We start from the raw sequence: 15,713 nt of genomic DNA on the forward strand, positions 1-15,713 counted from the left end.
GTTACATAAAGGCCGATGTATTAATTACATCGGCTTTTTTTATTTTCTCAATGCACTAATCGACACCCGCACACCGTATTACTGGGTTGAAATAACACCACCGCGTAGTCTTTAGTTTCATCTCGTTCAAGTACCTGTACGCTTAATGAGTGCATGCCGCTTTTATTCAGATTAAGACCACTGATATAAGATAAATATTCGTAGTGTTCTGGCGTTTTTTGATCTTTTATTCCGGCATACTCATTTTTGGTCGTCACCGAAACAGCAAACATTTGCCGCTCAATATCAACGCTGTCGACATGACCTGTCATTGCGATGGTACCCGCAGAATGTCCTTCTAAATCGTAATAACGATAGTTGATTTGTGCCAAGCCATCTTTAGACACAAGATCAACGAGCAAGTAGTGATCGCTATCAACACCTGCCACACCATGGTTAAATAATTCTGAACTGCAACTAAGCATAAAGTTATTCGGCTTGGCACTAAGCTGATATATCGCCGCCATACACCCTAATAAGCACACCAACACCACAATATTGATGACCCATAATCCTTTTCTTGTCATTAATTTGCCTCCAGCGATCGGGTAGCCTGCAGAGTTCGACCATTTGAAGTGCTGCAAATATTTAATTGTGTTAGCCATTGCGGCGTTACAAATTGCTTAGGTTGACGTAAATCGCTAATTTTTAAATTGCGGATAAGAGATTGACCATAATGATCGCCCCTTAACGTAATATTAAGCACTTGTTTGTCGTGCGATAACGATAAAAAAGCACGACTCCAGATTGTTACAGGGCACAACTGTAACCCTTTTATAAACTGCTGACTTTGCTCTATAAGGAGCTCGTTATTGGTTTTTGATGGCGAATATAAAATCATATCCACCTGTTGACCAGAAGGTAAGGTGACGGTTTCTAAACTCAATGGCAACGCAGGACTCAACTCTTTGCCTGTGTAGTTAAACCACCATAGGCTAGCCATAATGACACTGACAAGACAAATAGCCACCAGCAAACCAAGCAAAAGTGGTTTAGACCAGTTTCCCCGCAGACCATAGGAGGCTTTACGCGCTCGATGATGCCTCAGTAAATATCCCTGCCCTTTTACTGTCTCTATAAGCGTTTCATATTGTGGTCCAAGAAAAGAGCGTAATGTAAAAATTGCTCTAGCGACTGAGGCAGAGCTTAATTGGGTATCATCTCCATGGCCTGACTCTAGTAAGGGTTTTGCAACCACTTTACCTTGGTACTCTACCAATAATGTCAACACATGTAATTCAGCCCGAGGAAGGTGCCACACTTCACCTGTGTCTTGATTTACCAAATCCCCTTTGCTGATATCGAACCTGCAATGGCCCAATTGCATTTTTACCGCCTCAATCATTAACACACACTTCGACGAATTAAGTGTATGCAAAAAAACTGATGAATACTGTGATCCTGATATCTAAGCGCTTTATTCCTTAGCAAAAGTAAGTGATTAAATTTACATTCTCAGCGATACGTGAATAAGATCACATAATTTAATCCTTTTAAACTGCACAGATATTGCGATAAATATGCACAAATACAGCAAATAACGAGACTTAACTCACAAATACGTTTGTTTTTACGCAATATAGCCATTAAATAATCGATGTAAAATCCTAGTTAACCACAATTGTTAAGCTATGATTTTTATCTGCTTTGAATCACATCTTTAATCATCCCATCGCTTATCGTTAAGTCATCAAGTTGCTAAGGCGTTTTTGTTAGCAACTCAAAAACTCCCAAATGGGAATACTAAAAATAAGTAAAGGGTGATTATTATGAGCATAAATAGACGTCAAGCATTAACACAAATTATTGGTATTAGCACCGCTGCCGCTGGGGCGACCTTACTCGGAACATCGGCTTTTGCAGCCACCGACGCTGATGGCAATTACCGTTTAGCACTCGGTGAACAATTAAAATATGCGCCACTCGATGCCATGGCAACCGCTAAGCTCGCCTATGAAACCGGCGGTGGCTGTATGCATCAAGTATTTCACGCCATAGTCACTATGTTGGCTGCATCAGCCAGTGCCGATGCCACTAAATTTGCCACCATTCCTACCGCACTTGCCGGATATGGTTGGGCTGGTGTAGTTGGTCAAGGCACATTATGCGGAAACCTTAATGCTGCAGGTATGCTAATCAATATTCTTGATGATATTAATGGCCAAAATAATGCCATTATTGGTGCCTCATTCCGTTATTACGAAACTGAAGATTTACCATTATCGTCAGATGAATTTATTGCAGGTATTGGCTCTACTGCAGAAAAATCACTTGAAGTAGGTGCAACATCAGTGGCTAACAGTCCTTTATGTCACTCTTCTATCAGTAATTGGTCTGCGGCATCTGGTAAAGAGTTTTCCTTAAAAGGTGAACGCTGCAAACGCTTATCGGCCAGCATGGCTTATTACATTGTTGACCTCCTAAACCGCGCTTATGGTGGTGAGGATATTTCACTATTAGCCATCGCCAAACCATCAACTGAAGCGCAAGCTTGTCAATCTTGTCATGGTGTTAGCTCTACTATGGGTTCTGCTGCCAGCGTGAAAACAGACATGGAATGTACCACTTGTCATACAGGTCATTTCAATTAAGGAGCGCATCATGAAGATCACATATCTTAGCGCCATTTTGGCCAGTAGCTTGCTCATTTTTGGCTGTAATAGCGATAGCGATGATGACGATATCGTTGTGGTTGAGCCACCCGTCGTTGTTGTGCCGCCCGTCGTTGTTGACCCCGTCAGTGAAGCGGTTGATGTTGATGAAGCATCTGCTATCACGATGAAGCTTGACTCATTTGATGCCGCATCGGGCGCATTAACATTTACCCTAACCGACGCTGACGGCAAAGCCATTACTAATGCCACTGATTATGACATTGCTTATTTTGGCTATCCTGATCCAGCATCACCGTCGATTAAACCTAAAGCCTGGAAACGCTGGCATGTCACTCAACGCTTTCAATGCGACCAAACTGACATAGACAATTGCGTTGGCTTATTACAAGAAACGGAGACTGAAGGACAATATACCTTTGACGCTACAGGCTTAGATCTTGGCAGTAAAGCCGCTGCGGGTGCGGTAGAGGTTTTCAAAGTGGCTGTACAAATTCATGGTTCTAATGCCAGCAATGACATCACCCTCATTGCAGCAGATGAATGATGATTTCCCCCCCGCATTAGCTAGGGAAATAGCCAATTTACCTAGCTAAACTTGGACATAAGCCGCAGGATCTCTGCTGCGGCTTTTTTTAATATACTCTGCAAAAAAAAGAGCCTCATCAATGAGGCCCTTTTCTATATGCGTATATACCCAATCAACTAACGTAATTGCTGCATTAAATAGGCATATACCATTGAAATAAGCTCTGCGGCTTGGGTGTTGTCAGCAGCACCGGCATGGCCTCCTTCAATGTTTTCGTAATAAAGCACGTCAATACCCATGTCTTCCATTTTTGCGACCATTTTACGTGCGTGAGCAGGGTGAACACGGTCGTCACGGGTTGACGTAGTAAAAAATACTTTAGGGTATTTAACCCCTTGTTTTAAATTATGATAAGGCGAATAGGTTTTAATGTATTGCCATTCTTTTTCAATGTCTGGATTGCCGTATTCGCCCATCCAACTGGCACCGGCCAACAGCTTGTTATAACGCTTCATGTCTAGCAATGGCACTTGGCATACCACGGCATTATATAAATCTGGACGACGCGTAAACGCAGCCCCCATTAACAATCCACCATTACTGCCACCTTGAATACCTAGATGCCCACTGGTGGTAATTTTGCGAGCAATTAAGTCTTCTGCTATGGCTTCAAAGTCTTCAAAGGCTTTATGACGGTTTTCTTTTAACGCGGCTTGATGCCATGCAGGGCCGTATTCGCCACCACCACGAATATTAGCCAACACATATACTCCGCCCTGTTCTAACCAGTTTTTACCTACTGTGGCTGAATATGCTGGCAAGCGTGACACTTCAAAACCACCATAAGCATAAAGCAAGGTAGGATTGGTGCCGTCTAACTTAATGTCTTTAGCCATGACCACAAAGTAAGGTACTTTGGTGCCGTCTTTGGACTGAGCAAAAAATTGTTTGGTTTCAAATTTATCGGCAGCAAATTGCTGTGGCATGCCTTTCACTTTTTCAGCTTTTAAGCTTGCACCATTCACTCGATACAAGGTGGATGGTTCTAAAAAGCTAGTGTAATCAACAAAAAACTCATCGCTGTCGCGCTGAACATCAAACACACTTAAGGTGCCATTAGCCTCAAATGGAGCGGTGTCGCTTTGCCACTCGCCTTTGTTGTTTTGGGTATAGCGTACGAGTTTACTTTTAACATTGTCTAACCAGGTAACAAATATCGCACTTTTACTAAAATTAATTTGTGAGATAAATGCGCTCGCGCTAGGTGAGACAAATTCACTAAACTCGGGCTGTTGTGCCATGAGTTTATCGACCGGAGTCGATACGACAGCACCTTGCTTAAAGGTTGCTTTATCGGTGACTAATTCGCTTTTCAGCTCAATGTATAACTGGCCTTTAAAATAACCTTTAATATCGGCATCTGCGGGTAACGGCAGCGCGATGAGTTTGTCGTTCTGATACACGTAATGTTTAGCGGTATAGAAAGTTAGGCTTTCGGTGATGATGTTAAGTGGCGTTTTGTCATCAAAAATAACGTAACCCGCTGAGGCTACCGATGCTGTATCACCTGTAAAAATGGTTTTAGCTTCAGATAACGGCGTGCCGCGTTTCCATAGTTTCACTACACTTGGATAGCCAGAATCAGTCATGCTTTTACCATCACCAAAGTCAGTGCCGATAAATACTGTGTCTTTATCAATCCAGCTTACTATCGATTTTGCTTCATCGACCATAAATGGTTTTTGCGCTTTATCAACAAAGCTTTTAGTGCTGAGGTCAAACTCACGTATTTCAGCAGCATCTGCACCGCCGCGTGATAACGACACTAAGCAGCGTTCATTTTGAGGGTATTGGCAGTTCATGCCTTTATACACCCAGTTAACACCCTCGGCTTTACCTAGGGCATCAATGTCTAGCACGGTTTCCCATTTAGGATCTGCTTTGGCGTATTCTTCTAGCGTGGTGCGACGATAAATACCGCGGGTATGGGTTTCGTCTTTCCAAAAATTGTAAAAATAGTCGCCAGTGCGGCTGGCATAAGGGATCCGTTCTTTGTTGTTAAGAATATCGAGGCTATTGGCGACTAAGGTATCAAAGCCTTTATAGCTTTTGATGTGGGTGGCAGACAGGTCATTTTGCTGCTTTACCCATGTCATAGGTTTGGCACCTTCAACATCTTCTAACCAAATAAATTTGTCTTCGTCTGCTTTAATCGGTGTTGCCATGGTCATCGCACTCGCTACGCATAAAGGTATGATTCGCTTAAGCATCTAATTATCCTTTTAGTTGTTTGCTCATGTATTTTTATTTTTGTGTGTTTACTTTATACCAATTAAGCAGATGTTCAATCGATAAGCTGCTACAAACTGTTACAGGAATTTATCTAGAGAAAATAGTGCCAATGTTAACGATTAAACAGTTTTAGCCACGACATTTTTTATTTTTACCATCAGCACAGGCAATAACTTTGGGTATATAATCCCCACGACATTTTTTATTTTTACCATCAGCACAGGCAATAACATGGCTAAAACCGCAGCGGCACTTCACATTTTAGTAAAACACCAAACTCAAGCTGAAGACATTATTAAGCAGCTTAATAAAGGTGCTAAATTTGATGTATTAGCCAAAAAACACTCTAGTTGTCCTTCAGCTAAAAATGGCGGCAATTTAGGAGAATTTAAAAAAGGTCAGATGGTACCACAGTTCGACAAGGTCTGTTTTACCGGCGAGTTAATTACCCCACATTTAGTGAAAACCAAATTTGGCTGGCATGTGGTAAAAGTGTTATACCGCACCTAACGTTTGTAAGAAAACGCAGAGTGACAGTGAACGGCGATACATGCCCAATGTCATTGGCATTGATTAACAGTATTTATTGACGCAGTTTAATGTATAACTCGCCATCACGAATTTGAATATCTTCAACGCCATCAGCAAAGGTATTCCAAAAGCCTCTATCGCCAAACTCGCTCACCAAATTGACGTTTTTCATGTTACCTAGCCAGGCATTAGGTATGGGTACGCCCATCAGGCTCACCCCCACTAACGCCACAACGGGGCGGCGATTAACATCTAAACGGATATCCAAACCGGTATTCACCCGTAATATTTCACCCGCCATAATAGGAAAATCTTTTGGGATAGGGATCAGCATCGTTGCACTAGCCAGGTTGTCTGAAAAATCAATGGCTACCCGCTTGGCAAAATCAGGGTTGCGGCCAATCATAGAATTGACCTCTTTTTCGCTAAAACTCACCTCGCGATCTGCATCAAACTCCTGATACGCCTGCGGTGTTAATTCACCCGCGGCATTGTATTGTGCTTGCTTGTTACTCGAAGGCCTTACCTGTTTTGAAGTTGAAGATGTCCTAGTGTCTACCTGCCAACCTAACTGGGTTAATTTTTGCTCCAGCTGTTGCGATTCCTTTACGTTTAACGTGACTGGAGTTAAAGGTGACGGGAAAATATAAGTACGAATGACAAAAAACGTCAGCCCTGCGGTGACCAACACGGTAGCCAAAATAATCAGCAATAATTTAACGCCTGATGCGCCAATGTGTTTATAGCGTAAAGCTAACGAGTAATTGGATGATGCTCGCATTAACCCCCTCCTTTTATTATTTTGGGTTCAATAGTACTTCCCCGTGAAGCTAAACGGCAAATAAAACACCCATTTACTGCCGTGTAGCAAGCCTATATGTTGGCCCTATACCAGTATAAGTCGTTAAGCCAGTTAACAATTGTATAAAATTTGAGTTACAAACAAAGCGGGGTGTATTACAGTATATCCATCGAAAGTATGCCAACTGGCTTATTGAGTAAAATAAAGGATTATTTTAAATGCAGTTACCAAACCGCACCACGTTAATGCCAATGATGATTGGCACTAGTCTTCTACTCGCAGCATGTGGCGGTGGGGGCTCATCAAGCAGCGATAACGACAACACCTCAGGTTCTTCAAGCCCACAATGGGTACAGGGCACATTTGCTAACTACTCAACTTTAGCTAACCAATGTAGCGTACCATTGACACAAAAACTGTGGTTACGTTCATGGAGTAACGACACCTACCTGTGGTATGACGAAATCATTGACCGCGACCCAGCGCCATACAGCGTAGCCGAGTATTTTGATCTGTTAAAAACCAATGAACTATCTGACACGGGCAACGAAAAAGATAACTTTCATTTCTCGATGTCGACTGAAGAATGGGAGCTGTTGAACGGCTCTGGTGCTTCAGTAGGATACGGTATGGAGTTGAGTTTACGCCAGGCATCAACTGGAGTAAGCAGACAAGTCACTGTGGCATACAACGAACCCAATAGCCCAGCAAGTGAAGCTGGTGTGAGTCGTGGAGCGATAATCGTATCTGTTGATGGCGTTAGTGTCGCCAACGCGAACGATAGCGACAGTATTGATATCTTAAATGCGGGGTTATTTCCGAGCGAAAGTGGCCAACAAACGGTATTTATTGTGCGTGACCTAAATGCCCAAACCGACAGAAGCGTTACACTCACGGCACAAACTGTGGTGTCGACACCAGTACAAAATACTAAAACAATACAAACCGCAAACGGCAAAGTGGGTTATTTACAATTTAACTCACATATCGCAACAGCTGAAAAAGGCTTATATGATGCGATGACCACCCTAAGCAACGCACAAGTTGATGATTTAGTGATCGACATCCGTTATAACGGCGGCGGACTATTAGCCATTGCAAGCCAATTGGCCTACATGGTTGCCGGTGATAGCGCCACAGAAAATCATGTGTTTGAACGCACCAGCTTTAACGACAAATACCCCACCATGGACCCCGTTACAGGGCAAGCGTTAACACCCATGCCATTCATTAATGAGTCACTTGGTTTTAATACATCATTATTAAGAAGCGGCGTAACATTGCCTACATTAAACCTTAATCGTGTATTTGTACTCACAACCTCAGGGACATGCTCTGCCAGTGAAGCATTAATGAATGCATTGCGTGGTATTGATGTTGAAGTGATTCAATTAGGCGACACCACATGCGGTAAACCTTATGGTTTTTACCCAACAGATAACTGTGATACCACCTACTTTACGATTCAATTTAAAGGCGTAAACGACAAAGGTTTTGGCGAGTATTCTGACGGCTTTGTACCATCAACAAACCCAACCGTAGACAGCGAAGTACCCGGTTGCGCACTCGATGATGACCTAACTCATGCATTAGGTGATACCGATGAAACACTGTTAAGTGCTGCGCTCTATTACCGTGACAACAACAGCTGCCCAGCAACCGCTACGGCTATCGCCCGTGCACCGGCTAAAACAACCTTTATTGACCCAGGCTTTATGTTGCAAGACACCCGCAATCAAAATGTGTTGCAAAACAATCGCATTTTAACGCCGCTGGCTTCGGAGCAATAATGCTAAAAGCACTCATAGGACTTTTTGGTATTGTATTTATAAGCGGTTGTGTGGCGACAGCAAGCGAGGTAAACACCTCGCCACAAGCTGCAACAATAACAAATCCAAATGAGCAAACCCACGATGAGTTGCAACAAGCAATAGCAAGCTTGTTGGGCGCAAGTAGTGTGGTGATTAGCGACAATGCCTTTGTGCAATACAGCCAAGAGGTGATTGAACGCAAACAGCACAAAGATGCCAACGGGTTGTTGATAATGGGCCGCAGCACTGAAATACCTGATGCGATTCAGTTATTAAAACAAGGTGATGCTTGCTTATTACGCCATGTGCAAAGCACTAAAACGATTACGTTGTCGCAAGTCCACTGTAAGTTTGAAGACGCGCAATAGCAGCACTTTAAGTGTTGTAATATAAGCTCATCAATAACAAGGCCAGAACATATCCTAATATGTTCTGGCCTTTTTTTACGCGTTACTTCATTTCACTGCACTGTCACTTAACTTACTGCACAATAACTTACTGCATTGTAATTTACTGCACTGTCATTTACAGGATTGTCATTCATAAACGGTTAACTCACGACACTGTAATACCATTTCACGTTAATAAGTCACCTAACATAACAATAAAAACAGCTAGCCAGACGGATATACAATGCCAAGAATCCTCCACCTCAGAGGCTTGCCCTCAACAGGCTAAAACGTGATAAAATCTTGCCCTACTCACTTTTAACCAACAAGGTCATGCAATGAATCCGATTATTGCCATCTTAAAAGAACACAACATCAGCGATGCACAAATTAATGAGTTGTTTCAAACGTTAACTGAAAATCCATTTGCAGCAATGGCAACTATAGGCCAATTAGGTATTCCACCAGAAAAGCTTCAGCAGTTAATGGCCCTTGTAATGCAAAACCCAGCCTTAATTAAAGAAGCCGTAGTTGAGCTGGGCTTAGATTTCTCAAAAGTTGAAGCAGCAAAAGCGCAATTGCAAAAGTAGTTCCCATGCTCGTGGCTCAATAAAGAAAAAACGGCCAGAGTCTAAGCTTCTGGCCGTTTTTTGTTAAGTCGTTAAATTAACCTCACTCAAGCTCAAAAGCCGTTACCCAAGGTTTTGAGAATTGGTTTAATGCTTGGCGGATAAACTGGCAACGAGTTTGTGTTGCACTAATACATGTTGCTCTATCATCGCATCAATCACTGTAAGGCCTATACCAGACAGCCCGATAGAGGCCACGTCGATACTGAATTGAACATACAATAGCTAAAAATAAAAAAGGATAAGTCATGACTTATCCTTTCGCGTTTTTCAACCTACACGTGATCTTACATCACTGGCACTTTGTAAGGCATGGCGCCTAAGTAGTCTTTTTTACCCACTTCCACGCCGTTGTGGCGCAATATTGAGTAAGCCGTAGTGATGTGAAAATAAAGATTGGGGATCGCATGTTCAATGGCAAATTCGTACCCAGTTAAATACTTACCTTCCCAGCGTGGTTGAGACACATGCACGCTGTCAGCATGGCCAAAATCGGCCTCACTAAATCCGTCAAGATAAGTCAGCACTGAGGTAATGCGTTGGCGTAATTCCTCTAGCGTGGTTTCGCTATCATCGTGCTTGGGCACAGTGTCCATGTTACCCGTTAAACGTGCCACACCAATTTTTGCCGTGTCGCACGCAATTTGCACCTGGCGAATAAGATTAAATTGATCAGGGGCTAAGCGAGAATTTAACAGCACTGCCATGTCGACTTTTTTTAGTGCGGCAAAGGCTTCAGCTTTATCAAGAATATGAGTTAAATTGTTTAGCATTTTGCTAAATTGCACTACCGTTAGATCGTAAAGCATGGAAAATCCCTCCATTGGGGCTGCAAGCTGTAACGCGTTAGCAATACCACATTAGATTGCAACCAAATCAAATACATTTTTAGCCCGTATTAACCACAATAATCCCAGTCATCATCCAACACAATAACCGATTCAAATAACTCGCTTACAACTCATCAATACAGTTATTATATTACTGACAGAAAACAAAATGAGGAGCAAGATCGCCATGGAAAGAGGCACGTTAGTTCGTTGGAACGATGAAAAAGGCTTTGGGTTTATTAAACCTGAAGCGGGTAATGATCAAGATGTGTTTATTCATATATCAGCGTTAAAGCACATGGCTAGAAAGCCCAAGGTTGGCGATGAAATTGTATTTCATCGTGAAAACCAACCCGATGGAAAAGTCAAAGCCATAAAAGCCAGCATTGAAGGCGTCGCCGTTATTGCGAGCAGTCAACACCCATCAAAAAATAACACCACAAACTCGCCGCATAGACCCAGCCAAAGATATAATCATAGCGCCAGCAGCCCAATCCTTGGCCGTATGTTCATGATTATTATTTTTCTTGGTGTCGGCATTTTCGGCTATAAGCAATATGAAAAAATGACAGCGGTCCCTGTGTTAACCAATGCAGATATTGAACAAATGCAATGGGAGCCTTCAGAGCCAAATCCAAGCGCTAAAAACCTGCAACCACAATTTAGATGTGAAACCGGTAAAATACACTGCAGCCAAATGCGCTCATGTGCCGAAGCAACGTTTTATATCAATAACTGCCCAGGTACTGAAATGGATGGTGATCGTGATGGCGTACCATGCGAAAGACAGCATTGTGGTAACTTACGTTAATCGTTTACGCACGGTATTTATCAAATGTAAATTGTTCTGTGTAATAACGCCAAAACCACGCACAGGTAAAGAGCCTGTCTAAACTGGATAATAAAATCAGTCTAGCTCGCGTTTTGTACACACAAACAAGGCATTGCCTGAGGCTAAATCCCACGGGATAATCCTGTCATAATCATGTTCAAATATTTGCACGTCAAAATACGGGCTTAACAATGTTTGCAGCTCAGTAAAGCTTGTGGCGACCATAGCATGAGAGTCTTGCCACAACTGTGTGGCGTCAAACTGGGATTTGGCAATACTCAAGTTAAGTGCCTGCATGTCGCCTGTACCGCTGTAATACCAACCAGACTCAAACACAAACTGGCTACCTTCAAACTCGGCGCTGTGACGCACAAGAGAGTGATTATTGATTTGATGTTTATCGACCGAGTTAAAACAAAATAGTCCGCCTGGATTAAGCGCTTTATGCACACTGGCAATACAGGCTTTAAGCGCCTCGGTACCCGGCGAATAATGAATGGAATACAAAAAACAGGTGATTAAATCCAGTTTTTGTTCTACATAAAACTCTGTCATATTTTGCAAACTAAACTGCGCTTCAGGGCAACGACGCATCGCAATATCAAGCATAGGCTGATTAATATCAAGGCCACTGCTTTGAAAGCCTAAGTCGATAAAATGCCTAACATGCGGCCCAGTGCCACAAGCTAGATCTAAATGTTGTTTACCTTTATTGCCCAAAATTTGATGCAAGCGGGCTACGCTATTGCTTTGCTGTTGGTAATTAATATCACAACACATTAAATCGTAATAACCGGACAAATCGGTATAAAGGGCATTGGTAGACATAAAAAGGGATCGGTGACACAGGCAAATTTAGGGTGGCGCATCATATATTAATTTGCCCGCTTGAGACATCATTAATGTTTAAATACCCATCAAAATCTACTTAACCTCAACATAGTAGGCTTAACCATAACCACAGAGTCTCGTAGCGCAACACACTTAGCACACAAATTTATGCGTTTGATATTACCGTACTCATGCTTGGGAGTAACTCAAGGCTAAATACCCTATCCCAACAGCACATTTGTAATACAATATTATTGTAGTATTCTGGTTACTTATTTAGTCATGATCCTAAGGAGCCATTCAATGAGAAAGATCCCGCTGAGTTTGTTAACCACCTGCATGATCGCTGGCTCTGTCGCGGCTTCAATTGAACTTGATACCGCCAAACGCTTCAATCTTGATCCCACCAAGGCTCCGTCACAAAACTTTGATCTATCAAAATGGAAAATCACCTTACCGGAACTCTCGACTAAAAATGCAGGCAAAGCCTTAGAAATAAACAAGCAACAACTGCGCGATACCCAAACGCCTTACTCTCATCCGCAGTGGTTTTATACCGATAAAAACACCGGTGCATTAGTGTTTGTTGCGCCCAATGAAGCGCCAACCACGCCAAATAGTAAAAATACCCGCAGCGAACTACGCGCCATGTTGGCCGACAAATACGATGATCCTAAAAACAATTTCGTCGTGGCATCGCACCCCAATGCTAGTGAATATGGCGCTATTGGCGGGCAATTAAAAGCGACCTTGTCTGTGGACCAAGTGAGTTTTAGCGGTAATGACACAAAAAATGGTGCATTTGCTGTGGTGATAGGCCAAATTCATGGCTCTGACAACGAACCGCTTAAAATTGTTTATCGTAAACTGCCGGAGCATGAATATGGCTCTTTATCTTGGAGCTACGAGCTAAACCCAGAGCCAAAACTACAAGATGCTGTCGACAGTAACGGCAAAAAGCTTCGTCAAGATATTCGTCACAATGTGTTTGGTAAATTCAACCTTCGCCAAGGCGATGTCGATCCTAAAGATGGCATTAAATTAGGCGAAATCTTTGCATATGAAGTGAATGTTAAAGGCGACAGCATGACGCTGACATTTACCAAAAATCCAGGCAGCAACAAGCCAATAATAAAGACCTTCGACGTCAACCTAGCACAAGGGAATTACCAAGGTCACAAGGTTGATCTCGGTTATCAAAATGATTGGATGTATTACAAAGCAGGCGTTTATAACCAATGTAATACCAAAAAGAGCAGCTCAGATTGCCAATGGCGTGGCATGGACGCTGGCGACTACGCCCAAGCCAGTTTTTATCAACTTGAGTTAAAGCAATAATTTAGCCTATATAAACAAGAAGCCTGCTAATTATCAGCAGGCTTCTTGTTTAGCCAAGGTGACTATGTCGAACTTAACACACCTAGCGCACCCATCGCATTAGCTCATTTGCATCAATAACCGCAAGCTGCCTTTTAACGAGGTTGCCTGCTGGGTCAAATAAAAATAACTCAGTTACTCGTGCATTATGTTTAGCAATAAACGCCTCACCCTCTGGCGTTGCAATTCTAGCCAGCAAAAAGTGCACATTATCACCAAGATGAGCTCGCGCTTCGTTCATCTGTTCGGTTTGAGTGGTACCAGACACAAGATTAGGATCGTAGACAAACACAATCGCAGGTTTACCTGTACCGATTTTCTCAAGATCTGACGTAAATCCTTTAGGCATCAATGTTAACAACAGCCCAAACAATAACATTAATGATCCTATAATCCCTATGGCCATCCAGGGCATTTTTCTTGTTGGGTTAGTGTTTGCGTTATCCATAATATTAAGTCTCAGTTAAATGTTACAGCCCATACTCAATTAACACAGTGTAATCGCTCAACCTGAGGCTGAGATTAAAAAATGAGTCATATTCAACTCAGTACCTAACCAACAATAAAGTTCACAACACCACTTATCGTCAACCTAATGGTGGTGAGATACACTATGCGACAGACAAAGTGCAAATGACACATTATCTTGCTTGCCATAATTTGTCATCACAGTTAAAGTTTATTATCTTAATTGATTTGCCGTAAATGGCTACATTGCTTTTTTAGCGTATTTATTTAAAGGGTTAACTATTTTTATGGAAAGAATTTTTGAAAAGTTGATGTATGCATCGCGCTGGATCATGGCGCCGATTTATTTGGGATTAAGCTTAGTCTTACTCGCATTGGGCATAAAGTTCTTTCAAGAGATCTTTCATATCATTCCGATTATTTTCACCATTGCAGAAGTCGACTTAGTGCTCATAACCCTGTCACTCATCGACATCACCTTAGTCGGTGGCCTACTGATTATGGTGATGTTTTCAGGTTATGAAAACTTCGTATCACAACTTGATGTCGGCGAAAACAGTGAAAAACTCAGCTGGCTAGGCAAGATGGATTCAGGCTCACTTAAAAATAAAGTAGCCGCATCGATTGTGGCCATTTCATCAATTCATTTACTCAAAGTCTTTATGAATGCCGAAAACATCGAAAACGACAAAATCATGTGGTATTTATTCATCCACATCACCTTCGTGTTATCGGCCTTCGCCATGGGATATTTGGATAAAATTACTCGGAAGTAACCAGTAATACCCAAATAAAAAGCCCTGATACATAACAGCATCAGGGCTTTTCTTTATCGATTAGTACCATACTTTAGGATCTGCGTTATGATTCTGCGCGACATCAATACTAATTCCCAAACCATTAAGAATTTTGAACACTGTCGAAATATAAACATCATTGCCTTTCTCAACACGAATTAACGTCTTTTTGGTCACGCCACACAACATCGCTGCCACATCTTGAGTCAGTGCCGCGCTGTTTCTGGTTTCTTTAATGAGCAAGCCTAAAGATTGTTGATTAAGTGCTTGATTGAGTGAAAGTGCCATAATGTTAGTCCAAAGTGTACATTGCTACACTTTAGCTCTCAATGCTTGATATTTCAACAGCAAAGTGTAACAACCTACACTTTATAGTGGTTTACTTTTTTGCCACCACTGAAAGTGTAACATAGTACACTTTTCAGTACCTAAGTTGTTAAGCGAGCTAAAAGTGTACATTGTTACACTATACGATTGTTGAGTAATTTGACGGTTAAATGTAACCACTACAAACAGTGAAATTGCCCCAATAGATACATGAGCATCAATACCGCAAATATCGAAAACGACAAAATCATGTGGTATTTACTCATCCACATCACATCTGTGTTATTGGTATTCGTTTGGGAATCTGGATAGTGAAGTAGAAAGTTTGATCTGACCCCACTTGTTTACAAAGTGTACATTGCTACACTATACGATTGTTGAGACATTGGACGGTTAAATGTAACCACAACAAACAGTGAAATTGCCCCCAGTAGATTCATGAACATCAATACCGAAAATATCGAAAACGACAAAATCATGTGGTATTTACGTAAGCGGTTAATTAACCCCACATTCCAATAAAAATCAGGCTTTGGCATAGTGCTTCTTTACAAAGGAGATGCTATGAATCAATTGCAAAAACATGACCACTGGACTCAAATACTGACTGAGTTCAA

General features: G+C 42.0%; 18 protein-coding genes. 9 read left to right on the forward strand and 9 right to left on the reverse strand.

Features of this window, described 5'->3' with window-relative positions:
• Positions 1-47: 47 nt before the first annotated feature.
• Positions 48-566, reverse strand: a complete 519-nt coding sequence (locus IEW93_RS18110; RefSeq protein ID WP_188740661.1) for a hypothetical protein — start codon at positions 564-566, stop codon at positions 48-50.
• A complete protein-coding gene (locus IEW93_RS18115) occupies positions 566-1,384 on the reverse strand; it encodes a winged helix-turn-helix domain-containing protein (protein WP_308419233.1) in 819 nt (272 codons plus the stop codon). The genes IEW93_RS18110 and IEW93_RS18115 overlap by 1 nt, the downstream gene beginning before the upstream one ends.
• A gap of 424 nt (positions 1,385-1,808) precedes the next feature.
• Between IEW93_RS18115 and IEW93_RS18120 the strand changes: the two genes are divergently transcribed.
• Together IEW93_RS18120 and IEW93_RS18125 are read left to right on the forward strand one after the other, a co-directional pair.
• Positions 1,809-2,630 carry a cytochrome c3 family protein gene (locus IEW93_RS18120; RefSeq protein WP_188740662.1) on the forward strand — a complete coding sequence of 274 codons (822 nt, stop codon included), beginning with the start codon at positions 1,809-1,811 and terminating at the stop codon, positions 2,628-2,630.
• Positions 2,631-2,640: 10 nt separating this feature from the next.
• Complete coding sequence (locus IEW93_RS18125; RefSeq protein ID WP_188740663.1) at positions 2,641-3,198, forward strand: hypothetical protein; 558 nt, start codon at positions 2,641-2,643, stop codon at positions 3,196-3,198.
• A gap of 158 nt (positions 3,199-3,356) precedes the next feature.
• Here the strand turns inward: IEW93_RS18125 and IEW93_RS18130 are convergent, their stop codons facing one another.
• The gene (locus IEW93_RS18130; RefSeq protein ID WP_373284944.1) at positions 3,357-5,411 is read right to left on the reverse strand and encodes a prolyl oligopeptidase family serine peptidase; all 2,055 of its coding nucleotides are present in this window, start codon (positions 5,409-5,411) and stop codon (positions 3,357-3,359) included.
• Positions 5,412-5,703: 292 nt separating this feature from the next.
• Here IEW93_RS18130 and IEW93_RS18135 point away from each other — a divergent pair, with 292 nt between their 5' ends.
• Positions 5,704-5,982: a peptidylprolyl isomerase gene (locus tag IEW93_RS18135; protein WP_188740665.1), complete on the forward strand. Its 279-nt coding sequence runs from the start codon at positions 5,704-5,706 to the stop codon at positions 5,980-5,982.
• Between the two features lie 73 nt (positions 5,983-6,055).
• Here IEW93_RS18135 and IEW93_RS18140 read toward each other — a convergent pair whose 3' ends face one another.
• Positions 6,056-6,784 carry an arginine N-succinyltransferase gene (locus IEW93_RS18140; protein WP_188740666.1) on the reverse strand — a complete coding sequence of 243 codons (729 nt, stop codon included), beginning with the start codon at positions 6,782-6,784 and terminating at the stop codon, positions 6,056-6,058.
• 239 nt (positions 6,785-7,023) lie between these two features.
• On the opposite strand from IEW93_RS18140, the gene IEW93_RS18145 reads away from it, so the two are divergent.
• The 3 genes from IEW93_RS18145 (at position 7,024) to IEW93_RS18155 (ending at position 9,595) form a co-directional block, all read left to right on the forward strand.
• Complete coding sequence (locus tag IEW93_RS18145; RefSeq protein ID WP_188740667.1) at positions 7,024-8,595, forward strand: S41 family peptidase; 1,572 nt, start codon at positions 7,024-7,026, stop codon at positions 8,593-8,595.
• Positions 8,595-8,984: a hypothetical protein gene (locus tag IEW93_RS18150; RefSeq protein ID WP_188740668.1), complete on the forward strand. Its 390-nt coding sequence runs from the start codon at positions 8,595-8,597 to the stop codon at positions 8,982-8,984. Before IEW93_RS18145 ends, IEW93_RS18150 begins: the two co-directional genes overlap by 1 nt.
• A 359-nt stretch (positions 8,985-9,343) precedes the next feature.
• Positions 9,344-9,595, forward strand: coding sequence for a DUF2999 family protein (locus tag IEW93_RS18155; protein ID WP_188740669.1), 252 nt, complete (start codon positions 9,344-9,346; stop codon positions 9,593-9,595).
• A 326-nt stretch (positions 9,596-9,921) separates the two neighbouring features.
• Here the strand turns inward: IEW93_RS18155 and IEW93_RS18160 are convergent, their stop codons facing one another.
• Entirely contained in the window at positions 9,922-10,443 is a 522-nt protein-coding gene (locus IEW93_RS18160) for a DUF1993 domain-containing protein (protein ID WP_188740670.1), read from the reverse strand.
• A gap of 208 nt (positions 10,444-10,651) precedes the next feature.
• On the opposite strand from IEW93_RS18160, the gene IEW93_RS18165 reads away from it, so the two are divergent.
• Positions 10,652-11,275, forward strand: a complete 624-nt coding sequence (locus IEW93_RS18165; RefSeq protein WP_188740671.1) for an excalibur calcium-binding domain-containing protein — start codon at positions 10,652-10,654, stop codon at positions 11,273-11,275.
• 96 nt (positions 11,276-11,371) lie between these two features.
• Here IEW93_RS18165 and IEW93_RS18170 read toward each other — a convergent pair whose 3' ends face one another.
• A complete protein-coding gene (locus tag IEW93_RS18170; protein WP_188740672.1) occupies positions 11,372-12,124 on the reverse strand; it encodes a class I SAM-dependent DNA methyltransferase in 753 nt (250 codons plus the stop codon).
• A 306-nt stretch (positions 12,125-12,430) separates the two neighbouring features.
• Here IEW93_RS18170 and IEW93_RS18175 point away from each other — a divergent pair, with 306 nt between their 5' ends.
• Positions 12,431-13,465 carry a polysaccharide lyase family 7 protein gene (locus tag IEW93_RS18175; protein ID WP_188740673.1) on the forward strand — a complete coding sequence of 345 codons (1,035 nt, stop codon included), beginning with the start codon at positions 12,431-12,433 and terminating at the stop codon, positions 13,463-13,465.
• An 82-nt stretch (positions 13,466-13,547) separates the two neighbouring features.
• Here IEW93_RS18175 and IEW93_RS18180 read toward each other — a convergent pair whose 3' ends face one another.
• Entirely contained in the window at positions 13,548-13,952 is a 405-nt protein-coding gene (locus IEW93_RS18180; RefSeq protein ID WP_188740674.1) for a hypothetical protein, read from the reverse strand.
• 307 nt (positions 13,953-14,259) lie between these two features.
• On the opposite strand from IEW93_RS18180, the gene IEW93_RS18185 reads away from it, so the two are divergent.
• Entirely contained in the window at positions 14,260-14,748 is a 489-nt protein-coding gene (locus IEW93_RS18185) for a TIGR00645 family protein (RefSeq protein ID WP_188740675.1), read from the forward strand.
• A gap of 60 nt (positions 14,749-14,808) precedes the next feature.
• On the opposite strand, the gene IEW93_RS18190 is transcribed toward IEW93_RS18185, so the two are convergent.
• On the reverse strand, positions 14,809-15,057 hold the full coding sequence (locus tag IEW93_RS18190) for a helix-turn-helix domain-containing protein (RefSeq protein WP_188740676.1): 249 nt from the start codon (positions 15,055-15,057) through the stop codon (positions 14,809-14,811).
• 383 nt (positions 15,058-15,440) lie between these two features.
• Positions 15,441-15,635: a hypothetical protein gene (locus tag IEW93_RS18195; protein ID WP_188740677.1), complete on the reverse strand. Its 195-nt coding sequence runs from the start codon at positions 15,633-15,635 to the stop codon at positions 15,441-15,443.
• Positions 15,636-15,713 lie beyond the last annotated feature (78 nt).

Source organism: Shewanella inventionis (genome assembly GCF_014641855.1).
Lineage (GTDB): Bacteria > Pseudomonadota > Gammaproteobacteria > Enterobacterales > Shewanellaceae > Shewanella > Shewanella inventionis.